General features: G+C 38.3%; 18 protein-coding genes and 1 pseudogene. 18 read left to right on the top strand and 1 reads right to left on the bottom strand.

Annotated features, from left to right (window positions below):
• Positions 1–130: 130 nt before the first annotated feature.
• Genes GC097_RS09440 through GC097_RS09405 form a run of 8 tightly spaced genes read left to right on the top strand, consistent with a single transcriptional unit; the run spans position 131 to position 8,961 of the window.
• The gene (locus GC097_RS09440; protein WP_246294091.1) at positions 131–868 is read left to right on the top strand and encodes a glycosyltransferase family 32 protein; all 738 of its coding nucleotides are present in this window, start codon (positions 131–133) and stop codon (positions 866–868) included.
• 25 nt (positions 869–893) lie between these two features.
• Positions 894–1,499, top strand: coding sequence for an acyltransferase (locus tag GC097_RS09435; protein ID WP_171683077.1), 606 nt, complete (start codon positions 894–896; stop codon positions 1,497–1,499).
• Complete coding sequence (locus GC097_RS09430; protein ID WP_171683076.1) at positions 1,492–2,727, top strand: glycosyltransferase; 1,236 nt, start codon at positions 1,492–1,494, stop codon at positions 2,725–2,727. The genes GC097_RS09435 and GC097_RS09430 overlap by 8 nt, the downstream gene beginning before the upstream one ends.
• Positions 2,724–3,836, top strand: coding sequence for a polysaccharide pyruvyl transferase family protein (locus tag GC097_RS09425; RefSeq protein ID WP_171683075.1), 1,113 nt, complete (start codon positions 2,724–2,726; stop codon positions 3,834–3,836). The genes GC097_RS09430 and GC097_RS09425 overlap by 4 nt, the downstream gene beginning before the upstream one ends.
• A gap of 16 nt (positions 3,837–3,852) precedes the next feature.
• Positions 3,853–5,037: a glycosyltransferase gene (locus GC097_RS09420; protein ID WP_171683074.1), complete on the top strand. Its 1,185-nt coding sequence runs from the start codon at positions 3,853–3,855 to the stop codon at positions 5,035–5,037.
• Positions 5,038–5,057: 20 nt separating this feature from the next.
• Positions 5,058–6,614, top strand: a complete 1,557-nt coding sequence (locus GC097_RS09415; protein ID WP_216625711.1) for a lipopolysaccharide biosynthesis protein — start codon at positions 5,058–5,060, stop codon at positions 6,612–6,614.
• A 35-nt stretch (positions 6,615–6,649) separates the two neighbouring features.
• Positions 6,650–7,753, top strand: coding sequence for an acyltransferase (locus tag GC097_RS09410; RefSeq protein WP_171683073.1), 1,104 nt, complete (start codon positions 6,650–6,652; stop codon positions 7,751–7,753).
• 35 nt (positions 7,754–7,788) lie between these two features.
• On the top strand, positions 7,789–8,961 hold the full coding sequence (locus tag GC097_RS09405) for an acyltransferase family protein (protein WP_171683072.1): 1,173 nt from the start codon (positions 7,789–7,791) through the stop codon (positions 8,959–8,961).
• An 81-nt stretch (positions 8,962–9,042) separates the two neighbouring features.
• Here the strand turns inward: GC097_RS09405 and GC097_RS09400 are convergent, their stop codons facing one another.
• On the bottom strand, positions 9,043–11,202 hold the full coding sequence (locus GC097_RS09400; RefSeq protein WP_171683071.1) for a right-handed parallel beta-helix repeat-containing protein: 2,160 nt from the start codon (positions 11,200–11,202) through the stop codon (positions 9,043–9,045).
• 227 nt (positions 11,203–11,429) lie between these two features.
• Here GC097_RS09400 and GC097_RS09395 point away from each other — a divergent pair, with 227 nt between their 5' ends.
• The 10 genes and pseudogenes from GC097_RS09395 to GC097_RS09355 all read left to right on the top strand — a co-directional run bounded on the left by GC097_RS09395 (position 11,430) and on the right by GC097_RS09355 (position 23,972).
• Complete coding sequence (locus tag GC097_RS09395; protein WP_171683070.1) at positions 11,430–13,847, top strand: right-handed parallel beta-helix repeat-containing protein; 2,418 nt, start codon at positions 11,430–11,432, stop codon at positions 13,845–13,847.
• A 419-nt stretch (positions 13,848–14,266) separates the two neighbouring features.
• Positions 14,267–16,096 (top strand): polysaccharide biosynthesis protein, encoded by a 1,830-nt coding sequence (locus GC097_RS09390; protein ID WP_171683069.1) that lies wholly within the window; start codon positions 14,267–14,269, stop codon positions 16,094–16,096.
• A gap of 17 nt (positions 16,097–16,113) precedes the next feature.
• Positions 16,114–16,989 carry a UTP--glucose-1-phosphate uridylyltransferase GalU gene (galU, locus tag GC097_RS09385; protein ID WP_171683068.1) on the top strand — a complete coding sequence of 292 codons (876 nt, stop codon included), beginning with the start codon at positions 16,114–16,116 and terminating at the stop codon, positions 16,987–16,989.
• A 9-nt stretch (positions 16,990–16,998) separates the two neighbouring features.
• Entirely contained in the window at positions 16,999–18,153 is a 1,155-nt protein-coding gene (locus GC097_RS09380) for a glycosyltransferase family 4 protein (protein WP_171683067.1), read from the top strand.
• A complete protein-coding gene (locus GC097_RS09375; protein ID WP_171683066.1) occupies positions 18,138–19,247 on the top strand; it encodes a glycosyltransferase family 1 protein in 1,110 nt (369 codons plus the stop codon). Before GC097_RS09380 ends, GC097_RS09375 begins: the two co-directional genes overlap by 16 nt.
• A 4-nt stretch (positions 19,248–19,251) precedes the next feature.
• Positions 19,252–20,136, top strand: a complete 885-nt coding sequence (locus GC097_RS09370; protein WP_171683065.1) for a glycosyltransferase family 2 protein — start codon at positions 19,252–19,254, stop codon at positions 20,134–20,136.
• A gap of 21 nt (positions 20,137–20,157) precedes the next feature.
• Positions 20,158–21,231: an EpsG family protein gene (locus GC097_RS09365; RefSeq protein ID WP_171683064.1), complete on the top strand. Its 1,074-nt coding sequence runs from the start codon at positions 20,158–20,160 to the stop codon at positions 21,229–21,231.
• Between the two features lie 23 nt (positions 21,232–21,254).
• Positions 21,255–22,289 (top strand): UDP-glucose 4-epimerase GalE, encoded by a 1,035-nt coding sequence (gene galE, locus GC097_RS09360; RefSeq protein WP_171683063.1) that lies wholly within the window; start codon positions 21,255–21,257, stop codon positions 22,287–22,289.
• Positions 22,290–22,442: 153 nt separating this feature from the next.
• Positions 22,443–23,273 (top strand): annotated as a pseudogene (locus GC097_RS35430) (glucosamine inositolphosphorylceramide transferase family protein); the annotation flags it as partial.
• Between the two features lie 102 nt (positions 23,274–23,375).
• Positions 23,376–23,972 carry a sugar transferase gene (locus GC097_RS09355; RefSeq protein WP_171683264.1) on the top strand — a complete coding sequence of 199 codons (597 nt, stop codon included), beginning with the start codon at positions 23,376–23,378 and terminating at the stop codon, positions 23,970–23,972.
• Positions 23,973–23,985 lie beyond the last annotated feature (13 nt).

Below are 23,985 nucleotides of genomic sequence, written 5' to 3'. Positions count from 1 at the left end.
AGAGGACTGTATGGAAGAACTATCCTTCGATATTTTGAATTTCCCATAAGTCGCGGTTCACTATAAAGAACGTTAATGAAGTGTTAGGAATATGCTCTGGACTATTTGTATGAGCTGGGGGGCAAAATCTTTGAATCATAGAAGCAATATCATTCCAAAAATTATCCATTACTGTTGGTTCGGAAAAAATGAACAGCCGGATATCGTTAAAACGTGCATTAGCAGTTGGAAAGCAAAATGTCCGGAGTATCAACTCATCGAATGGAATGAGGACAACTTCGATATTAATTGTACCCCCTATGTAAGCGAAGCTTATAAATCCGGAAAATTTGCATTTGTAAGCGACTATGTAAGGGTATATGCGCTTTATCATTTTGGCGGAATTTACTTGGATACGGATGTTGAAGTGTTTAAATCCTTTGACGATTTACTGCACCACCATTCGTTCTGGGGATTTGAGCAGGAAAACTATATCGCGACAAGCACGATCGGAGCGGCTAAAGGAAACAAGCTCATAGAAGAATTTTTAGCCTCCTATACAGGCATTAAGTTTATTAAAGAGGATGGCACTTATAATGATTTAACCAATGTAGCGATGATCACACAGATTTTGCAGAACAAGGGACTTAAAATGAACGGGGAGTATCAAGTCATTGACGGCGATGCGGTATTCTATCCTCAGACTTATTTCTCGCCATACGACTATATTAACTGCCGCAAATTTATAACAAATAACACTTATGCGATGCATCATTTCTATAAGAGCTGGCTGCCGCCTAGCGTTAGACTCAAGGGTAATCTAAAGGTCATACTGGCCAAAATTATTGGTGGTAACAATATTGCCAGATTACGAAAGCTCATGAGTTAAAATAAATCTTTTTGGGAGAAACGGTATGATACTTATTTTGCGGAAAATCATGACTACAATCATTGCGGAGAGTCGCGGCAGGGGACTTTATTATACAGTGATTATGAATCTATCACATCTTGGCGGTATTTTGAGGGCTTACGTGAACAAACTTATTTATTTCAAAAATATTAAATCAACGGTGTTCTCCCTTCAAGCAAATAGCAAAATAGAGGCATTTAGCAAACATGCAAAGATTCATATCGGGAAGTTCGTGTTTATTAGGAAAAACACGAGTATTAGAGTGGATCATTATGGAGAGCTCCACATTGACGATAAAGTATTTATTAACGATAACTGCAACATCAATTGCGCTCATAAGATTTCAATAGGCAAATATACCAAAATCGCTCCGAACGTATGTATCAATGACCATGATCACAATTTTAGGAACTCAATAGAAGGACATCTACTGAAGGGAGAAGTCCTAATCGGGCAGAACGTCTGGATTGGTTCGAATGTTGTGATTTTAAGGGATACGGTCATCGGAGATAATGCGGTAATCGCTGCTGGAAGTGTTGTCAAGGGGAACGTTCCTGCTAATACGGTTTTCTTAAATAAAAGGGAAAAGAGCTACATTCAATATGCATAAAATCTTAATTACTGTTTACGACATGGAAATTGGCGGGATCGAAAGAAGCTTAATCAATATGCTCGAAAGCTTCGATTACGATAATTATGAAGTGGATTTATTCATATGCAATCATTCAGGTGATTTTTTAGGATTGATTCCGAAGCAAGTAAATCTTTTGCCGCAAATACCTCATTACACCGTATTCAGAAAATCAATGGTCCAATGCTTAAAAGAAGGGCATATCTCGGCTTTAATTATTAGATTGCTAAGTAAAACCATTGCAGCTACGAAAGCTAGGTTTAGACATCTAAAAGAAGGCCCAGGATATATTCAAATGCAGCTTGATCTCAAATACACATCTTATGTACTGCCGAAATTTAAGAAAAACTATGATCTAGCCATTAGTTACGCTTGGCCTCATGATATTGTGGCGAATAAGGTGACCGCGGCGAAGAAGATAGCCTGGATTCATACTGACTACAGCGAATTGGAAATAGATAATAAGATGGACCTGGCTGTTTGGAAGAAATACGACGTCATAGCTTCTATTTCGGAGGCATGTACAGAAGCATTTATAAAGACATACCCCTCATTACGAGACAAAATCAAATTAATTGAGAATATCACTTCGCCAAACTTCATTAGAAAAATGGCTGATGAGCCAGTTGAATTAAATGATAGTGATCAGGATGCTTTTACGATTGTATCCGTTGGAAGACTGTCCTATGTCAAAGGATTCGATATGGCCGTTAAGGCGTTGAGACTGCTGCATGATAAAGGACTCACTCAAATAAAATGGTTAGTTGTAGGATACGGCGGTTACGAGGCTGAACTTAAGCAGTTAATCGCAGAGAACAAATTAGAAGACAGCTTTGTGCTATTAGGTAAGCAAGTGAATCCATATCCCTATATGAAAGCATGTGACATCTATGTCCAGCCCTCCAGGTATGAGGGCAAAGCGGTGACCGTAACAGAAGCGAAAATATTAGGCAAGCCGATACTAATTACTAATTATCCTACTGCGAGCAGCCAGATTGTGGACGGTGAGGAAGGTTTAATTTGCGGGTTAAGTGTTGAAGGCATAGCAGCTGGGATAGAGAGGCTACTTGTAGATAGCGAGTTGCGAAGCAAATTTGCTAACACATGTTTGCAAATAAATTATAGCAATAGCAATGAGTTGAATAAACTATACAGCATAGTGGATGTTCCAGAGCAGAACTATGTAATGAAGGAAGTGACAGTATGAAGGTTTGTACAATAACTTGCCATGACGTATATAATCATGGTGCTTCATTGCAGGCCTATGGATTATTGAAACACCTAAAGAATAGCGGCCATGAGGCAGAAATCATAGATTATAAACCTGATTATTTAAGTAATCATTATAATCTGTGGAGCATAAATAACCCTAGGTGGGAGAAGAATGTTATCACTAAGGCTCTCTATTTAACGCTAAAAATACCGACAAGATTACGCGAGCGCGCAAGAAAAAGGGCATTTGATCAGTTCAAGTCTGAATTCTTGCAAATCACAGATAAGAGATATAAATCAAATGAGGAATTGAAGAATAATCCCCCCGTAGCCGATGCTTACCTATGTGGCAGTGATCAAATTTGGAATTGCCTCCATAAAAATGGCAAGGATCCAGCGTTTTATTTGGACTTTGTCCCTGATAAAAAAATAAAGGCATCCTATGCGGCAAGTTTCGCCACAGAAACAATTCCGTCTGAATATCAACCGGTTGTAAAACAAAGAGTTGAGATGTTAGATGCTGTTGGTGTGAGAGAGAAGAGCGGCGTTGAAATCTTAAATAAGTTGAACATCCTGAAAGCAAATCATGTTGTTGATCCTGTGTTCTTGTTAGATAAGGATGATTGGAACGATATTTGCACAAAGGAATTTCATGAAAATTACATACTGGTATACGATTTTGATAACAGTGAGCTAATAAAGAAAATAGCTTTAGAAATTGCTAAGGCAAAGGGGTATAAGATTTACACGATTTATTCAGGGAAGCTCAAATATGCCGATAAGTATTTTACATTAGATGGACCTGAGACCTTTGTATCGCTTGTCAGAGATGCACAATTCGTTATATCGAATTCGTTTCATGCGGCTGTTTTTTCAGTTCTCTACGAGAAAATGTTCGTTATTGTGAACAGGAATGAAGCCATAAATACGAGAATGAGAGACCTGTTGCACGATCTACAGTTAAAGGAAAGATTAGTCGATCAAAACTACAACTTAGATCAGATCCTGACGGGAATTGATTATAAAGAAAGCAATTCGATCTTGCATGAAAAGATCAGACATTCAAAAAAATATTTACAGGATGTACTTTCTATAAAGAAATAGGACGAAAGGAGTACTTATGAAAAAGAAGATACTATTTGTCATAGATTCTTTACATAGCGGAGGGGCCGAGAAAAGTTTAATATCCTTATTAACGTTATTTGATTTTCAAAAATATGAAGTGGATTTATTAATGTTTTCCCCTAATGGGTTATATTTACCGTTATTACCCAAAGAAGTGAATGTAATCGAAGTGCCGGTTTATATGAGAAATCAAATGAGAGGATTTAAGCACTTAATTAGACAAAGGAATTTCAAACAAATATTCGTAAGACTTGGAGTATCCACTTCGCTCAGAATTCCGCATTTGAAGAAGAATATGCACGGAGCACAAATAAACTGGGGATGGATAAGTAAGGAGATAGAGAAGCTAGATAAGAAATATGATGTAGCCATTGCATACAGTCAAGGGATGCCTACCTACTTTGTTGCAGAAAAAGTAAGTGCAGTAAAGAAACTCTCATGGGTCAATATCGATTATAAAATTGCTGGATACAACAAAGAGTTTGATATAAATTATTATGAGAAATTTAATCAAATCATTGCTGTGTCTGAATTATGTAAAGATGTATTGGTGAGTGAACTACCAAGTATGAAGTCCAAAGTAACGGTCATATACGATATTATTTCACCCATACTGATCAGATCCATGTCCAATGAAAACGGAGGCTTTACCGAAGAATTTGAAGGAATGAGAATATTAACGATCGGCAGGCTTGTTCATCAAAAGGGGTATGAATGGGCTATTGAGGCATGTCATAAACTAAAAGAAGAAGGCTTTAAATTCAAATGGTTTGCTATTGGAGAAGGTGAATTAAAGACGAAACTAGAGGAAACTGTAAAAAGGCTGGGCTTAGAAGACACTTTTATTTTTTTGGGGACGCATCAAAATCCATATACCTACTTAAAACAAAGCGATGTATATGTTCAACCCTCGAGATTTGAAGGATATGGGTTAGCCATAGCAGAGGCGAGAATATTACATATACCAATCGTGACTACCAACTTTACTGTTGTCCATAATCAAATTACAGACCGAGAAAATGGACTAATTGTGAATATGAATTCTGAAGATATTTATATGGGAATTAAAAATATGATGGAAGATGGCAGCCTGAGACAAAAGATAAGCTCAAATTTAAAGAAAGAAAATGTAGGAACAGAAGAGGAAATCCATAAAGTGTACGCCTTGATTGAGTCATAAAAAAAGATGGTGAGCTACGAATGAGAGTACGTAAGGCAAGTATTAACGTCATCGTAAATTTATTAACTTTTGCGCTAGGTTTATTGCCCTCGTTTATTGTGAGAAAAGCTTTTTTAGATTCTCTGGGGAATGAGTTATTAGGCCTAACCTCGCTATATACCAATATCATTGGTTTACTCTCCATCGTTGAACTTGGCATAGGGAGTGCAATTATTTACTCCTTATATAAACCCTTTGCAGAGAATGACCAGGTAAAGGTTAAGGGGTATTTGCAGTTTTATTCCAAATTCTATAATGCGGTCGGATGTATCATTTTGGTACTTGGTATCATCGTCTCTTTCTTCTTACAGTTTTTCATCAAAGATCAAATTAACTTACTGGATGCTCAGCTTTATTTTCTGTTATTTTTAGTCAATACCATAATTACCTACTTTTTTTCATATAAGATATGTATTCTGAATGTGGCACAAGATGGATATAAAGTAGCAATAGGCACCACGGCCAGCAAACTATTAGTATCTATTTTACAACTGGCAATGCTGAAGTTTTATCCGAGTTTATATGTCTTTTTAATTATTCAGATCGCGGTAAGTTTACTCTACTTTTTATTTATGGATTTGTACATTAAGAGCAAATATCCCTGGATTAAAGTCACATCAGGCAAGATAAGCTCAGAAGAACGATCATCATTAATTAAAAATGTCAAAGCCCTGTTCATGCATAAAATTGGCGGTATTCTAGTATTAGGGACAAGTAATATAGTCATTTCTGCGTTTATCAATCTGACGGTTGTAGGCATTTTTAATAGCTATAGTATGATTCTCGGTGCTGCTCAAGGGCTGATTTCCAGTTCGCTTTCAGGTGTTTCAGCCAGTGTAGGAAATTTATTGGCGGAAGACGATAAAAGTGCGGCCTATAAGGTCCATAAGCGGCTGTTCTTCTTAAGTTTCTGGCTCGTTTCTTTTGCAACGATTTCATTGCTTAATACGATTGGGCAATTCGTGTTGCTATGGCTAGGAGACGGTCAAGTACTGGATCGGCTGAGCATTATCTTGTTAGTCATAAATTTCTATTTCTTTTTGATGCGAGGATCTGTTGAGCGCTTTAAAGAGGGGGGAGGAATCTACGTTCAAGATCGATATGCACCGTTAGCCGAAGCGGCTATCAATTTGGGCGCATCAATCATTTTGGTTAAGTTAATTGGCTTGCCCGGTGTACTTTTAGGGACATTATTAAGCAATGTGACAGTTATATTTTGGGTGAAACCTAAGATGGTTTATAAGTATATATTCAAAGTTGGCTTAATCGAATACTTCAAAATGTATGCAAAATACCTGCTCATCGGTTGTATTCCGTTAGTATTAACTTACTTTGCAACAATGCCTTTGAAAGAAACGAAAAGCGTATACGCTCTTATGGGTAACTGCGTGATCAATATCGTACTGATTAATGTGATGTATTATTTCATATTTAGGAAGAACGAAGAATTTATTTATTTTAAGGGTTTGCTCGGCGCGCTGATTGGCAAATTCAAAATTAGCACAATAGTAGTACGGTTAAAACAAAAAGATTTCTGATAGTTGTCAAGCACCGATATCGGGGGTGAATGATAATGGAGACATCAGTAAAGAGCAATCGGTTTCCAGAATTAGATTTTATCCGAGCAACGGCGGTGGTTGCAGTTATTATTATACATGTAACTAGTATAACTCTGACAAAAATGCCAGCAGATCGATTCACATTTAATGCAAGTGTCATTTTAAATCAGCTGAGTCGGTTTTGCGTACCGGCGTTTTTATTTGTTTCTGGCGTGTTAGCCTTTCAAAGCTACAAGCGGAACAGCTATTTGCAAGTAATTAAAGGGAAGATCAGGGACTTAATTGTTCCTTATCTAGTTTGGACTAGTTTGGGCTTAGTCTTGTTCCTGTCTTTCTCCAGTAATTATAAAGGCATCATTATGATTTATCTAACAGGTAATGGACCCTTCTACCAGCTTTATTATATCCCTCTTCTGTTTCAAATGTTTGTTTTCTTGCCATGGATAATCAAACTGGCAGGAAGTAAAAAAATGGTGATTAGTATATTGCTTATAAATATTTTAATGTACGTTGGATATCAAACTTTATTAGTAGGGACGCTTTTAAGTAAAGATCTCGTTGGATCAGCGAGTACAATTTTGCAATCTACATTTGTTATTTGGATGAGTTACTTCTGCATGGGCGTGTATGCAACACAAAATTACTCCAAATTGCTTGAATTTATTAAATCAAAACCTATTGCTGTCGTTATTGCTATTTATGTGTTGTCTGCTATCGCTTTAATCACGGATGCCTTTATAAGCTTTGGATATGCAAAGCAAATGGAAATAATGGGTTATTTCAGAATAACCGTCTTGATCTATTCTTTTGCGACAATGGCACTTCTCGTAAAATTAGGTATGACATATAAGTTGAAGCCTATAACGTCGCTTTATCGAAATTCCTTTGGTATATATCTTATTCATGTTGCAGTGATAAAGGTTATTTTTATGGTGTCATCCATTTTTTTCTCTAATCTTTTATTTATTATGTTAAGCACGCTGCTAACACTAATTGTCTCTTACTGGTGCGTTGAACTTATAAAGAGGACTCGTATCTCCTCATTGTTGCTCGGAAAAAATAATAATAGTAAGAAACATGTTCCTGTGGAGTCTCTAACTAGCAGAGTGGAGAGCTAGTATGGTACCTAGAAAATTTATAATTGAGGTGTTAGATGAAAACGCGGTTGGAAGAGTTGGATTCATTGAGAGGTTTTGCTGCAATTTTCGTAGTTTTCTTGCATATGTATCTGATGGTGCCAGGAGATAAGTTTTTAAAAATCATCTTTGAGTATAGCCCGTTTCGTTTATTTACCTCAGGTGGAGAATCAGTCGTATTATTTTTCGTGTTAAGTGGATTCGTGTTATCATTGCCATATTTTAATAATAAACAGTCAAGTTACTTTTCATTTGTTGTAAAAAGAATCTGTCGTATTTATTTGCCATACTTATTTACGGTAATAGTTGCAATTATTTGTAGAGAACTATTTTATAGTGGGCAATTAAAAGGCTATAGTGAATGGTTCAATACAATTTGGATATCTTCGATAAGCATGGAAGTGATTGAAGATCATGTCATCTTGATAGGGACATTTCTTAGCAATCTAGACCCTGTTGTATGGTCTCTACTACATGAAATGAGAATTTCAATCATTTTTCCAGTTTTAATGATACTAATAGTCAGATTGAACTGGAAACAAGGATTAGCACTAAGTCTATTATTTAGCTTGATTGGAATGATCATCTATCAGCTATCGAAACCTACTAATACTGGGACAGAGCTGGTAGCCACAATTAATTATATTGCTATGTTTGTAATAGGTGCATTGCTTGCTAAATACAGGATGACTATTGCAAATAAATTTTCCCTTTTAACTAAAAAGTCTAAGGTCATATTATTCGTAATTGGCCTTATAATCTATTTATTTTTACATCCCTCTTTTGGAATTAAACTGTTTTTATATCCAGAGATATCACCATTTTATAGAACGGTTATTGACTCTTGGGCAGTAACAGGCGGAGGCGTTATTCTAATCATATTTGCCCTTAATTCAAGTCTTTTTTCTAGATTGCTGAGGAATTATCTGATTAACTACTTAGGTAAAATATCGTATAGCCTATATTTGATACATGTCGTCGTTTTATTTTCAGCCGTTCACAGGTTGCACAATATACTCCCATTATGGTGTATTTTCCTCCTTACATTGATTATTAGTTTAATTATTTCAGTTGGCATGTATCATCTGATAGAAAGGCCATCCATCCAATTGGGTAAGGCACTAACAAAAAGAATATTCAGAAGATCAAAACCTCAATTTAATAATGAATTTGAAAAGCGATTTAATTAAGTTGGAATGAGGATATAAGCTTTTTAATCCCATAAAAAAATCCCCCATTTAGCCGTATTAGCTGGCGGGGGATTTTTTATTTTAGTACGGAGACAACTCCTCATTGTTTTGTTTCAAGTCGTTCGTTTTTAATTTTAATAAGGCTATATTAAAAATGTTGTTAGAAATCGTATAGGCTGGCGCTCCAGTTCCGGCATCCATGGAATCTATGCCATATAAAGCTTTACTTGTTGTAATTGAGTTATTTTTGAATGTAAAAGAATTGACTTCAGTCGGTTTAGTTGAACCACCTAATGATCCAATTTTGATATAAGGCGTATTATTCAGCGTAAGATTATTAGCAGTTAAGGTGCTGTTTAGAATAGATAACTGCTTTGCTCCCTGTACATATAATGCAGCCGCGTAGCCAACGTCTTTGGAAATGTTAAAATTCGAATTGCTAATCGTAATATCTGCTTCTCCAAATAAACTATATATTGTAAATATCTTACCTAAAGCATGAAAAGAACAATTATTAAAAGCATATGTACCTGTTTGATTAATAGCTAAGCCAACAAGCTCGTTAGTTGCCGACGAAAACTGGCAATTATTATAAGTGCCAGCTGGAAGTGAAGTACCGTTGTACGCATTATAATCTTCGATACGGAGATTATTATATACGTTTTGATCCGTACCTTTTCCACCTAACGTTGAAAGCTTGGTTACCCCTTGGATCGTAATATTCGAGAGTTGGACAGGACGATCCCCTACATTTAAAGAAGTAAAAACGGAGGAATCCGTGTTGGTCATGGTGATATTCTCTACTTTAGAGCCAAAAGAGTCCGTGTTTTTCAAGGTTAAGCGACTATTAAGAAAAGTTGAATTGGTTAGTGTGTTGCTTGTTGCGCTTAAATTAACTTCGGCGTTTATGAAGGTGTTTAAGTCCGCAACCCCAGTACCTCCCATGGTCAGTCCACCACTAGTAAAGGTATTGCTTTTAACCGTTGTATTTGGAAATGCGCTATAAATATATACGCCTATACTGCTCTCAAATTTGTTATTACTTATTAAAGCAGTGTCTCCATCAGCAAATACAATGTCTCCGCCTCTATTGTTATAAAAGTGATTATTCATAATATTTAGGTTATTGTTGGGGAAAAAACCTTCAGCCTCTGAATCAATTCCAAACCCTGGCGCAGTACCTTTGATGTCATGAATTTTATTATTGCTAATTTCGATTCCATCTACCCCAAATATTGAAATCCCTTGCCTTCGATTAAACGCTAATTCTGAATTTCTGATCGTTATATTTCTAGAAACATCATTACTAAACAATTTAACAAAAAAATTAGCAATGGCATTAGAACTAAAAACAGGATAAAAGCTTTTAGCATCTTGCGGAATCTGCACTAGATCCATACCAAATCTGACTTGCTTAACTGAAGATAAGTACGTTCCATCGTTTTTATAGAAATAGACATCATATCTATTGTTCGTAACACCTTGAGGCTGTTCAAAGGCAAAATACTTTCTCCCCTTATAACTGGGGCTTGTGAAGTCCATTGCATTCTTAGGTCTAATCTTGGAAGTGGAATTAATAAATTTGCCTGAGCCATCTATATCGCCATAAAGATAGTCTTTCCCGTAGGTACCTGAGATTCCAATATTTGATCCGGCAATTGTAATGCCATCACCTGTAAAGTTAATAATTTTAACATCGTCTATTGTTAAATTGTACGATCCTTCCGAGGATATTCCGCTGCCAAACTCATGTGTCCCTGCACTGTCAGCGTTGTCTCTGCTACTATAATTATGAGTTTCTTTATCTCCTTGATAAGTACCGCCTTTGATTGTTGCATTATTTACTCCATAGCCGACGTATAAGGTTCGATAATTCTCATAACTATTCGTTTCTTTTTGAATAATGGATAAATCATCAAGTAAGAAAGTCATATTGCTGACCATATTAATTCGTGCTTGTGAATCGTCCGGTTTAGTCCCTTTACTAATTAGATATCTGCCCGCGGGTACTTTAAAGATTTGATATCCTTGTTCACTTGCCCACTGTAACGCTTTGTTGATCCCATTGGTCGTTTCAACCGGATGTGTTCCGTCATTATATACATTCCATCGGGAAAGTTCTAAGTTGTAAGTTCTGGCTCCTATCGCTTGTGTGGAATTTTCTAGTGTCACAGCCTCAACAAGTAAAGATTGAAAAGAAAGCATGAAAAATGTTAGAAGAATTATTGCCTTTTTAATCATTATCTTACCATCCTTGTGAGTTATTTAAATACAGGTATCATTGTACACTTTAAACCGGAAAAAATGTCGTAAGAAGTCATAAAATGTATTTTAAATTTTTTTTGTCCGTGCGCCGCGTCGTCTAGACTCCTTTTCTATTTAATCGCATGTGCTTTAAACCAAATATTGGGATTTTGTAACCATCTGCTTCTCTATTGAATACGATTTGATATGGAGGTGTTTAAGAGATGGCGGATATAGGATGTGCTTATTTGATTGAACTGTCACGTTGGGGGATTAAGAGCGATGGAACGGATGCGGTAAATACAAGTAAAGGGATTAATGATGCATTGCAATATGCCTTTGACCAAGGTTATTCAGAGGCGACATTGCCTAAGGGAATATATTTAGTCGATGAAAAAAATCCCATAGAACCTCAAAGCTTTATGGCCTTCAATCTGAACGGTGCTACTTTGAAAATAAATCCAAATGGATTGCCAAATTATGCGATTGTTTTATTTCAAAGAAATCAGAAGTATTGCCGAATTACGAACGGTAAGATTGAAGGTGATAGAAATGCGCATGACTATACCACCGTACCAGGTACTCATGAATGGGGACATGGAATCAGGATCAGCAACACCCCGCTAGTTGGCTCTAATGTTAAGTTTTTAACAATTGACAACCTGGAGATTTATAATTGTACAGGGGACGGTATTTCTCTGGAAAGCTTATATGGTCAAATTTCAGGTTATAATTTTGATGGAAATTTTGAGGCGGGCGGAATTAGCTTAACGGATGGTACGCTTGTAGCTGATGATACAAGAATTAGAAACACGATAAAAATAGATATGAATCAAGCAAATATCGCAAAATGGGGCTATTTTGGATTGTATGGAAGTAGTTATGGTGGGGTAGGTGCAGGAATAACTTCTAATTTGTACGACCTTGTATTTTATAAAAAAGATGACACCTTCCTTTCGGCCAAAACGAACATACAGTTTTTTGACGAAGTAGAAGTTCCTCCAGGTGCTAGTTATGCCAAATTTATTATCCATCAGAATACAGTGCCCCCAGCCGGGCAAAGCTCAATCACCTTAAAAGTCGTAGAGTTTGGTAAACAACTTTATATCGATAAATGCAATATACATGATTGTAGAAGGCTGGGAGTGAGTATTACTGGTGCAAAACATGTTTACATTACAGAATGCAAAATTCATCATATTAAAGGAACAGCTCCACAGGGAGCAATAGATATTGAAGATATGTATGAGTTTAATCAATATATATATATTGACAGTAATAATTTCCATGATAATACGTCCTATAATATTATTGCAGTTGCAGGAAGACATATAAGTATTACTAACAATGCAATAAGAGGTGGCACTCTTGCAATTAATGAAAACGTGGACAAGGCAGTCATACATGCAAATGATCTCAGGGATATGTCGGGGTTAATTGCAGGTGAAGTTATCCTATCAAATAATCACTTTTATGGCTCAAGAATCATTCTAACCCAAAGCAGTGAGGAAGCTCTAGTCAGCAATTGCCTATTTCACAATAGTCCTCTGAATATAAGCAGAACGAAAGCATACTGCGTACAACTGGATAATTGCAGGTTTTTTAACGATATTGATTATTATAGTACGTTCCAAGGTTTAGGCTCTACGCTCTTTTTTTCTACAGAACCGCAGGAAATCTCGAATTGTACAATTGAGGGGGGAGGAGCGAAAGGCAGCAGTTTGACGTGGGTGTCGAACTCAACCAAGAACGGATGGTTATTCAACAACGTTTCTTTTATCAACACTAAGCATGCTCAGAATATTGTGACTGGGCTGCCTCCGGGGAACTATTCGGGCTGTTCGTTTAAGAACTCAGGACCGATTTCTACAATAAACAATCCTCAAGCGGAATATCAACTTAAGAACTGCACGTTTGAGTGGGACGGTTATACGCAGCTTACATTCGATCAGAACAAGAAGAATGCCTTGCTTCATATAAGCGGTAGTTCTTTTGCCAGTAAAGAAAGTACGGCCTTCCTATTTAGGGATGTCGGCGGTGAGGTTGTATTTAAACAGAATACCTTTAGCTACAATCCAACGAACGCGGCAACCATGATTGACTTCTGGTGGCCTACATTTGTCGCAGCATCTTTTACCATGGACGGGAATATATTTAAGTCAACCAAAGCCATGAAAGCGATAAATGCAAGCGATCCCAAATCAGCATCAATCGAAATCTTGTTCAGTAACAATGTGGTAAAAGTGGCAACGGCAGAAATACTTGAGTATCAAAATCATGTGAAAATAAACAACTACATCGATGGCATTGTGGATCCATATTATAAGCTGTCCAGCCCGCCTACTTCTGGAAATTATAGACGCGGCCAAATCATAAACAACACCAGCCCGGCTTCTGGCGGTTATATCGGATGGGTAGTCACGGTGCCTGGAACAGCAGCGGGTACGGCTTGGTCAGCGGATACTTCATATCCACTGAACGCCTTTGTATATGCGAACGGCAATGTTTATAAATCCAATGCGGCAGGTAAAAGCAGTAAAGTTCCTCCATCGCAAACAAGCGGAACTTCAACGGATGGAAGCCTGGTATGGGAATTCGTTGATGCGTTAGCACAATTCAAGCCCTTTGGATTAATAAGCTAAATAATTTGTATATGTGAGGCCACCATAAAACTGCGCGTGGCCTATTTTGGTTCTATAAATGGGATAGGGTACACTTCAGGAAATATTGAAAACTGTGTTGACACGTTCTCTATAAAGAACTAAAATGAAAATGAGCCTATCGTTCTTTATTGAGAATATTTTGTGGGTGTAGGCAGGGACATTTCCTAAAAAATTTTATGTCGTCGTTCTTAATAACATACAACGTTCGGTGATGCCTCCTAACCAATATCAATGGAGGCACTCGGCCATGCTGTGGGTTGAATCAACCTTAGACGCGAGTCGTCAAGAGTGTGGTGCGAGGTGGGGTTAGATGCCCCCAAAAATTAAAGGATTTAATTATATGGTCTTTTCACAAAGGCCCTATACTTAAGAACTTTAAGTAGAGAGGGTGGATTTATTTGTCATACCGACAAAGGTTATCGTTATTATTCTTCATAGACTCCTTTATTGTATTAACGTCCATTTTTTTTAGCCGCTATTTATTGAGCGCAGATCTGAATGTCATAACGCTGCCCTTGGTCGTTAGTTCAATCACCTTGTTTCTTAGTCATCACGCGTTTTCCTTTGTGTATAAGCTGTATAAGAAAGCTTGGGAGCACGCTAGTATTGGGGAATTGTTATTTATCATCAAAGCAATAACTTTTTCTATTATTACCGTCGCTTGCATTCAACAAATCACCGTTCAAGACATTTATTTTCGTTTGCTCACTGTGACATGGATGCTGCATATGTTGTTAATTGGAGGTTCCCGTTTCTGCTGGCGCCTGCTTCGGAATACATATATCAATAAGACCGTGATTAAAAAAAGGACCTTGATCGTTGGCGCAGGATCCGCGGGGACGATGGTTGCCAGACAACTGATTAAAAATAACGAATCCGAGTTAGTTCCTGTTGGATTTATCGATGATAATGTGAAAATTCATCATCTTGATATTTTGGGAATTCCCGTAATGGGTGGGGTTGGGCAAATAGAAAGTGCGGTGAAAAGATTAAACATCGATAACATTATTATTGCCATTCCATCTCTTAGTAAAAAGGATTTAAATCACATTTTTCAAGCATGCACGAAAACAAAAGCAAAGACGCAAACTCTGCCTAAGTTAGAGGACCTGGTCTCGGGAAAACTTTCGGTTAGTCACTTTATGGACGTACAGGTAGAAGATCTATTGGGCCGAGATCCCATCGATTTGGATATTGAAAGTATTTCAGGATATATCACGGATAAAGTCGTATTGGTAACCGGTGCCGGCGGATCGATTGGCTCTGAAATTTGCCGTCAAGTCACGAACTTTACGCCCAAGAAGCTCATTTTGTTAGGTCACGGAGAAAACAGCATTTATTCAATTGAAATGGAACTGAAGGACTTGTCCGGATCTACTTCGATTGAGTTCATAACGGAAATAGCCGATATCCAAGATGTTAAGAAGATGATGTCGATCATGAATAAATATCGTCCGGATGTCGTTTATCATGCCGCTGCACATAAGCATGTTCCGCTAATGGAACGAAATCCTGAAGAAGCATTTAAAAACAATGTCATAGGCACGATGAATGTAGCTATAGCGGCAAGTCAAAGTAATGTGGATACGTTTGTCATGATCTCTACGGATAAAGCTGTTAATCCAACAAGTGTCATGGGAGCCACCAAAAGAATGGCTGAAATGATTATTCAGGATATGGATAAAAACAGTGACACGAAGTTCGTAGCTGTGCGTTTCGGAAATGTGTTAGGGAGTCGTGGCAGCGTAATTCCTCGGTTTAAACAGCAAATTGTCAAAGGCGGACCGGTGTCTGTTACTCATCCTGACATGATTCGCTACTTTATGACCATACCCGAAGCCTCCAGATTAGTCATTCAAGCAGGTGCCTTAGCCAGAGGCGGGGAGATATTCGTCCTTGATATGGGGGAACCGGTGAAAATTGTTGATTTGGCAAAGAACCTGATCAAGCTTTCAGGAAACACGCTAGAAGATATAGGTATTGAATTTACCGGCATGAGGCCGGGGGAAAAACTGTTTGAAGAGCTGTTGAATAGCGATGAAATCAATGAAAAACAGGTTTATCCTAAGATTTATATCGGTAAAACATCCGATCTGTACATGGAAGAAATAAAAGAAATGATATCCACCTATACCACATTAGATAAAGAGAACTTAAGGGCTCAATTGTTGAATTTAGCCAATAACAATGTAATTCCAATACCTAAAAAATTAATTTCAATCGTTTGAAAAGGAGCTTTAGCACAATGAAAGTACGTAAAGCCATTATTCCAGCAGCTGGTTTGGGTACAAGATTCCTGCCTGCAACGAAAGCAATGCCCAAAGAAATGCTTCCCATTGTCGACAAGCCAACCATTCAATATATCGTAGAAGAAGCTGTGGAATCGGGAATTGAAGATATCATTATTGTGACGGGCAAAGGGAAAAGAGCGATTGAGGATCATTTTGATAACTCTTTTGAACTTGAACAAAATTTATTTGAAAAACAAAAGTTTGATTTATTAACTGAAGTTCAGAAGTCGTCCAAAGTAGATATTCATTATATCCGCCAAAAGGAGCCTAGAGGTCTGGGGCATGCGATTTGGTGTGCGCGTAAGTTCATTGGAAATGAACCGTTCGCAGTGTTGTTAGGGGATGACATCGTTCGGGCAAATAAGCCTTGTCTCAAGCAATTGATGGATCAGTATGAGTATCGTCACTCTTCCATCATTGGCGTGAAGCATGTAACGGATGATGAAGTGTCTAGATATGGAATTGTTGACGGTAAACAAATAGAAGAACACTTATTTAGCATCAATCATTTAGTTGAGAAGCCAAGGAAAGAAGAAGCCCCATCGAATCTTGCCATCATGGGCCGCTATATTCTGACGCCGAGAATTTTTGACATTTTGAACGATCAAAAGCCAGGTGCTGGAGGAGAAATTCAGCTTACGGATGCCATCGAGGAATTAAATACTCTTGAATCCGTGTATGCATACGAATTTGAAGGCAAGCGATTCGATGTAGGCGAGAAGTTGGGGTTTATACAGACAACAATTGATTACGCATTGCAGCGTGAGGATTTAAAATACGAGTTACTCAAATATTTTTCTTCAATATTGGAGAAAGAACTAATTAAGTAGGGGAAACAGATGCCTAAAAAAGTGCTATTGTGTGCCACTGTTGATTATCATTTTAAAGCATTTCACTTACCTTACATGAAGTGGTTCAAAGAGCAGGGATGGGAGGTCCATATTGCCGCTAACGGTGAGATGGACCTTCCTTATGTCGACGCAAAATTTAACATTCCGATTCAAAGATCACCTTTCAGAGGAATCAACTTGAAGGCATATGGAGCATTAAAGTCAATTATCGATGAAAACAAATATGATCTCATCCATTGTCATACGCCGATGGGCGGTTTGCTCGCTCGTTTAGCAGCGCGGGAAGCGCGTAGGAACGGAGCTAAAGTCATTTACACCGCACATGGTTTTCACTTTTGCAAAGGCGCTCCATTCATAAATTGGATGGTTTATTATCCCCTCGAGAAAGTCCTTTCTTACTATACGGATTGTCTAATCACCATAAATAAGGAAGATTACAATCTAGCCCTTAATCGGCGTTTCCGAGCAGGTCGAATTGAGCACGTGCACGGTGTAGGCGTAGATACTGAAAAATACCTTCCTATGAATGAAATACATAAGTATGAGTTGAAAAAAACGATGGGTTATGAACCAGAGGATATCCTTCTGTTTTATGCCGCAGAATTTAACCGGAACAAGAATCAGCAAATGCTCGTTCATGCATTGGCATTACTTAAAGATGAGGAACCTAATGTCAAGCTTCTGCTGGCAGGTGAGGGACCCTTGAAAGAGCAATGTCTTGATCTTGCCAGGGAATTAGGTGTATCAAACCGGGTCGATTTTCTGGGGTATCGAAATGATATTGACCGCTTAATGCCAATATGTGATGTTGCTGTTGCTTCGAGCCTGCGCGAAGGATTGCCGGTAAATATCATGGAAGCTATGGCTTGTGCCCTCCCAATTATCGCGAGCAGTAATAGAGGACATAGAGAATTGGTTCACGATGATTGTAATGGCTGGATTATAGAGCCAAATGATTATAAGGCAATGGCAGTGAGGATCAAACAGCTGGCGCAAAATAAGGATCTGCGGTCAAAGCTAGGCGAGCTGGGCCGAGAGATGATTGAAAGAAAATATGCAATCCAAACCGTATTGAATGAAAAAAGAAATATTTACTCCCTATACATGGACGAAAAGGTGGATGTCGTGTGGGCGATCCAATAAGAATTTTACACGTAGTCGTTAATATGAATCGCGGTGGAGCGGAGACCCTTCTCATGAATTTATATCGCAATATCGATCGCTCCAAGGTTCAGTTTGATTTTCTAACCTGTAAAGCCGGGGTCTTTGATTCGGAAATTGAAGAGATGGGTGGAACTATTCATCGAATTCCTTACGTATCGGATATTGGTCATACGAAATATATCGAAGCTCTGGATCATTTCTTTGTGACACATCCCAATTACAAAATTGTGCATGCCCACATGGACAAAATGAGTGGATTCGTATTGCGAGCCGCTAAGAAAGTGGGAGCACCCATACGAATTGCGCACAGTCATAATACAAGCAGTGAGGGCGGAGTTGCAGCCAGAACATATAAATGGGTTGCGGGAACATTTATACCATCGTGTGCCACTCACTTTGTAGCCTGCTCCAATAAAGCAGCCAAATGGTTATTTGCGAACAAGGTGAATAAAGCGTTGATTTTAAAGAACGGGATTGAGAGTGATAAGTTTGCGTTCTCACCCGGGATTAGAGAGCAAGTCAGGCAAGAACTGGAGTTGCCTTCAGAAAGCTATGTCTTAGGACATGTCGGGAGATTTGCACATCAAAAAAATCATTTGTTCCTCGTTGATCTATTCGCGCAGCTGCACCAAGAGAAGCCGAATACTGTCCTTATTTTAGTCGGAGATGGACCGCTGCGTGCAGAGGTTGAGAAGAAAGTGGAGGCTCTGCACCTACAGGATAAGGTGAAATTCCTTGGGGTACGAAGTGACATTACACGACTACTGCAAGCTTTTGATATGTTTGTATTCCCCTCCTTGCATGAAGGGCTTCCTGTTACACTCATTGAAGCGCAGGGGGCTGGGCTGCCTTGTCTTGTATCTGATGAGATTACCCAAGAAGTGGATATGGGCATTCAACTCGTAGAGCGGATATCGCTTGGGAATAAATCGGTTTGGATAGATCGAATGAATCATGTTATTTCAAGAAATGTAACAAGGCATATACCGGAGTTCTCTTTATCAAATAAGGGATACGATATTAAGAATACCGCTCTATGGACTGAGGGGTTTTATTTAGGCTTATCGAGGTGATCGTATGAAGAAACTGACTGTTTTTACACCTACATATAATAGAGCGTATTGTCTTCCTGTTTGTTATAGCAGTCTTAAACGGCAAACGTCCAAAGATTTCGTTTGGTTGATTATCGACGATGGTTCGACAGACCATACGGAACAATTGGTGGCCGGTTGGATGGCTGAGAATGAGATCCAAATTCGTTATTACCGCCAGGACAATCAAGGCATGCATGGAGCTCATAATACGGCCTACAGGTTAATCGATACGGAGCTAAACGTCTGTATTGACTCTGACGACTATATGCCAGATCATGCTGTGGAACAAATAAACACTTTTTGGGAGCTGTACGGTAATGAGCAAGTAAGTGGAATCATTGGACTTGATTCTTATACGGATGGCCGCATTATTGGCACAAAACTGCCTGAGGGCATCAAACGTTCAACTCTTTTTCAGCTATACAGCAAACACCGCGTAACCGGGGATAAGAAGCTGGTTTATCGAACCGAATTATCTCGGAACTACCCTTATCCCATTTTTGAAAATGAAAAGTATGTAGGCTTGGCCTATAAATACTATAAGTTAGATGAGCAGTATGAAATGCTTCTCATGAATGAAGTGCTTTGCTGCGTGGAGTATTTGCCGGATGGCTCATCCATGAATATGCTGCATCAGTACCGCAAGAACCCAAAAGGGTTTGCCTTTTACCGTAAAGAGCTTATGAAGCTGCCGTCAGCTAGCTTATTCTTCAAGTTCAGACAATCCATCCACTATGTGTCCAGCTGCATGACTTCCGGTAATCATAAGTTCTTGAGGGAATCTCCCTCGAAAGTCCTCACCTTTCTCGCTATTCCGCTTGGCGTCATGCTCTATTGGTATGTAAGGAGAAAAACGAGTCTCACATAAGTACTCGAAAGGAAATCAACTATGGCCATACTTTGGGTTAATCTGATTGTCGTCTATATCGCTTCATGCTTTTCGAGGTATTTTGCAAAACCTGCAACATTCAGCTCTGAACCTCTATCGTTGAAGCCAGATAAGTGGATGGCAGCTATTGTTATGGCAACTTTTGTATTAATAGCCGGACTTCGCAATAACATCGGTGATACGTTCTTTTATATGCATTCTTACAGGCTGAATGATTTCACATGGGAACAAGTTAAAGCTGAAAAAGATATTGGCTTCGGTATCTTGCAAATGATATTGAAATCATACACCGATAATCCTCAGTTGTTGATATTTTTGACTGCCCTAGTTACCAATGTACTTATTGTTTACGTGTTATATAAGTATTCAAGGTTATTTGAAATGAGCATATACGTATACATAACATCTGGACTCTACATTGTTTCAATGAATGGGGTTAGACAGTTTCTTGCATCGGCTATTGCTTTCGCTGCAACCAAATATTTATTTGCTGGAAACTGGAAAAAGTATTTTCTCGTGGTGACAATCGCGTCTACCTTTCATCAGAGCGCTTTAATATTAATTCCTATTTATTTTATTGTCAGAAGGAAGGCATGGACATCCTCTACAATAATAATTCTTTTTATGGCGATTTTTATAATATTAGGTTATAACGTGCTATCGAATGCTTTGTTCGCAGCTATAGCGGATAGTCATTATAGCGAGTATAAGAATTTCCAAGAAGGTGGAGCTAATATTATAAGGGTGATTGTTTGGTGCGTTCCCCTGATATTTGCTTACTTGGGTAGAAATAAACTACGAGAAATCTTCCCATATGGTGACTACGTAGTAAATATGTCATTGCTTAATTTTTTTGTTATGGCTGTTGCTACTCAAAATTGGATATTTGCAAGGTTTTCAATTTATTTTGGTTTGTACAATGTCATTCTTATGTCTTGGATCATTAGCTTAGTTGTGAAAAGACATCAGAAATTTATGTATTATATCATATTGGTTTTATATTTGATTTATTTTTATTACGAGAACGTGATTACTTTGAATGTTATCTACAGAAGTAATTACTTGAAATTTTAATAAAGAATTGGGAGGGTATCTGAATGAAAATCCTCGTAACCGGAGGAGCGGGTTATATAGGTAGTCACACCTGCGTAGAATTATTGAATGCAGGACATGAGATCGTGGTTGTAGATAACCTTAGTAATAGCAGCCCGGAATCGTTAAGGTGGGTAAGGAAATTAACAGGTAAAGATTTTGAGTTTTATCAAATTGATCTATTAAACCGGCAGGATCTTGAGATTGTTTTTAAGCAAAACAACATTGAAGCGGTGATTCATTTTGCAGGACTTAAATCAGTAGGTGAATCGGTTCGTTTACCACTTCAATATTATCACAATAATATTACCGGCACGCTTATACTTTGTGAGCTCATGCAGAAATATGCGGTGCAAAGGATCGTTTTCAGCTCGTCGGCTACTGTATATGGTATGTCTGAACAAGTACCGATTAACGAAAATTCTCCACTAGGTGCCACGAATGCATACGGTCGAACTAAACTTATGATCGAAGAAATCATGAGGGACTTATATGTGTCGGATCCAACATGGAGTATTGCACTTTTACGCTACTTTAACCCTATTGGAGCCCATGGCAGTGGAAGATTAGGAGAGAGTCCAAACGGCACACCTAATAATTTAATGCCATTTATTACACAGGTGGCGATTGGCAGATTAAAGGAGTTAAAGATTCATGGAAATGATTATCCCACCTTAGATGGCACGGGTGTAAGGGACTACATCCATGTAGTTGATCTGGCGTTGGGGCACGTCAAAGCGTTGGAGAAGATAATGGCAAGCACAGGGGTAGAAGCGTACAACCTTGGAACGGGACAGGGCTATAGTGTTCTGGAAATGGTGTCTACTTTTGAAAGAATAACCGGACAACAAATACCTTATACGATAGCAGATCGAAGACCAGGCGACATAGGCATCTGTTTTTCTGATCCAAACAAGGCTGAACGTGAGCTGGGGTGGATCGCGCAGAGAGGCATAGATGAGATGTGTCTGGACTCATGGAGATGGCAATCCCATAATCCGAATGGATTTCAAAAAGAGGAAGAAGAAATAACTGTATAGTGGGGTTGTATCCATGACCATGTCGGTGCTGACTGAGCAGCAGTTAAACCAAATAATCTTGCAAGATCAGAGTACCTCCTTTCAAAGGAGGATTACTACTTGTTCCCTATAACTAGGAAGTTGCTACAAAGAATAACGATTTTATTATCTCTCATGAAGACGGGAATTATTGCTCAGATATGGTCTATCAAGGTTTTCGGTTCCGCTGTTATGATAACAAAGTCATTGAATGAAGCCGACATGGATACACCTTCTATGCAAGCTTCAGATGTAACGGATGTGCAAGCTGAATTTGTAGCAGATCCTTTTATCATCAAGCACGATTCGAAGTTTTATTTATTTTTTGAGATTTTAAATAAAGAACTGGAACGTGGGCAAATCGGCTTAGCCACAAGTACAGATGGGGTTAAATGGGATTATCAGCAAGTCGTCCTGCGTGAAAACTTCCATTTATCTTATCCTCAAGTATTTAAGGTTGGAGACGACATCTTTATGCTGCCTGAAACTACAGAAGCCAATTCTGTTTTATTGTACAAAGCGAAACAGTTTCCATTTCAATGGGAAATTGTGTGTGAACTGTTTAAAGGTAACTTCTTGGATCCTTCAATTGTTCAGTATAAAGAGAAATGGTGGATATTTGCCTCGACGGAAGGGGGAAATCTACATCTATTCTCGTCTGAAAAACTAGAGGGTCCATGGATTGAACATACCCAAAGCCCGGTGATTACAAGCAATATGATGATTAGCAGACCTGGAGGCAGAATAATTATCTCAGAAGGAAGCATCTACAGGTATACGCAAGCGGATTATCCGCATTATGGTGATTCAATAAGAGTCTTCAAAGTAAACAAACTAACAGAAACCGAATATGAGGAAGAGGAAATTTCCTTAGTCTTATGCGGTTCGAACAAAAATGGTGATTGGAGAAAAGACGGTATGCACCATATCGACCAGCTAATGATTGATCATAATCAGTGGTTAGTAGCTGTAGATGGTCATAGTACTGTGAAAACCAATTACTTTGCATGGAAGATTGATCGTATGAAATCAAGATTTTTAGTTAAGATCAGTAGGAGTAGATCATTTATGAAACGACTTTTCGACCTAGTAATATCAATTCCTTTGATATTACTGTTTTCTCCGATTATCGGAATTGTTGCTGTACTGGTTAGATTAAAACTGGGATCACCAATCATATTCAAGCAGTTAAGACCAGGATTGCATGGTATGCCTATAAATATTTATAAATTCCGAACCATGACAGATGCAAGGGACAACGAAGGGGATTTATTACCTGATTCAATAAGATTAACTCCTTTTGGGGAATTCCTCCGCAAATATAGCCTAGATGAATTACTGCAATTGGTTAATGTCATCAAGGGAGATTTAAGCTTAGTAGGGCCAAGGCCGCTGTTAATGGATTATTTGACTCTGTACACAGAAGAACAGGCAAAACGTCACCAAGTACGCCCCGGAATTACGGGATGGGCTCAAGTTAACGGCAGGAACGCAATCTCTTGGGAAGAAAAGTTTAGGCTTGATGTGTGGTATGTGGAAAATCAAAGCTTCTTCCTCGATATGAAAATTCTAGCTTTAACTTTTGTTAAAGTAATCAAGTCAGATGGGATCAGTCATGGTAATCATGTGACGATGGAGAAATTTTCTGGCTCAAATCTCTCATGAAAGATGTGATGCA

Source organism: Paenibacillus planticolens, from assembly GCF_013141725.1.
GTDB lineage: Bacteria > Bacillota > Bacilli > Paenibacillales > NBRC-103111 > Paenibacillus_E > Paenibacillus_E planticolens.
Note: the sequence above shows the minus strand (reverse complement) of the source record. Positions and strands in the feature narration are given on the sequence as shown.

What these genes read in the sequence shown, in the direction of transcription:
- galE (WP_171683063.1), top strand. Translation starts at nt 21,255, where the DNA reads ATGAAAATCCTCGTAACCGGAGGAGCGGGTTATATAGGTAGTCACACC.
- GC097_RS09400 (WP_171683071.1), bottom strand. Translation starts at nt 11,202, where the DNA reads ATGATTAAAAAGGCAATAATTCTTCTAACATTTTTCATGCTTTCTTTT.
- GC097_RS09435 (WP_171683077.1), top strand. Translation starts at nt 894, where the DNA reads ATGATACTTATTTTGCGGAAAATCATGACTACAATCATTGCGGAGAGT.
- galU (WP_171683068.1), top strand. Translation starts at nt 16,114, where the DNA reads ATGAAAGTACGTAAAGCCATTATTCCAGCAGCTGGTTTGGGTACAAGA.
- GC097_RS09365 (WP_171683064.1), top strand. Translation starts at nt 20,158, where the DNA reads ATGGCCATACTTTGGGTTAATCTGATTGTCGTCTATATCGCTTCATGC.
- GC097_RS09405 (WP_171683072.1), top strand. Translation starts at nt 7,789, where the DNA reads ATGAAAACGCGGTTGGAAGAGTTGGATTCATTGAGAGGTTTTGCTGCA.
- GC097_RS09425 (WP_171683075.1), top strand. Translation starts at nt 2,724, where the DNA reads ATGAAGGTTTGTACAATAACTTGCCATGACGTATATAATCATGGTGCT.
- GC097_RS09355 (WP_171683264.1), top strand. Translation starts at nt 23,376, where the DNA reads ATGAAACGACTTTTCGACCTAGTAATATCAATTCCTTTGATATTACTG.
- GC097_RS09395 (WP_171683070.1), top strand. Translation starts at nt 11,430, where the DNA reads ATGGCGGATATAGGATGTGCTTATTTGATTGAACTGTCACGTTGGGGG.
- GC097_RS09410 (WP_171683073.1), top strand. Translation starts at nt 6,650, where the DNA reads ATGGAGACATCAGTAAAGAGCAATCGGTTTCCAGAATTAGATTTTATC.
- GC097_RS09430 (WP_171683076.1), top strand. Translation starts at nt 1,492, where the DNA reads ATGCATAAAATCTTAATTACTGTTTACGACATGGAAATTGGCGGGATC.
- GC097_RS09420 (WP_171683074.1), top strand. Translation starts at nt 3,853, where the DNA reads ATGAAAAAGAAGATACTATTTGTCATAGATTCTTTACATAGCGGAGGG.
- GC097_RS09415 (WP_216625711.1), top strand. Translation starts at nt 5,058, where the DNA reads ATGAGAGTACGTAAGGCAAGTATTAACGTCATCGTAAATTTATTAACT.
- GC097_RS09370 (WP_171683065.1), top strand. Translation starts at nt 19,252, where the DNA reads ATGAAGAAACTGACTGTTTTTACACCTACATATAATAGAGCGTATTGT.
- GC097_RS09380 (WP_171683067.1), top strand. Translation starts at nt 16,999, where the DNA reads ATGCCTAAAAAAGTGCTATTGTGTGCCACTGTTGATTATCATTTTAAA.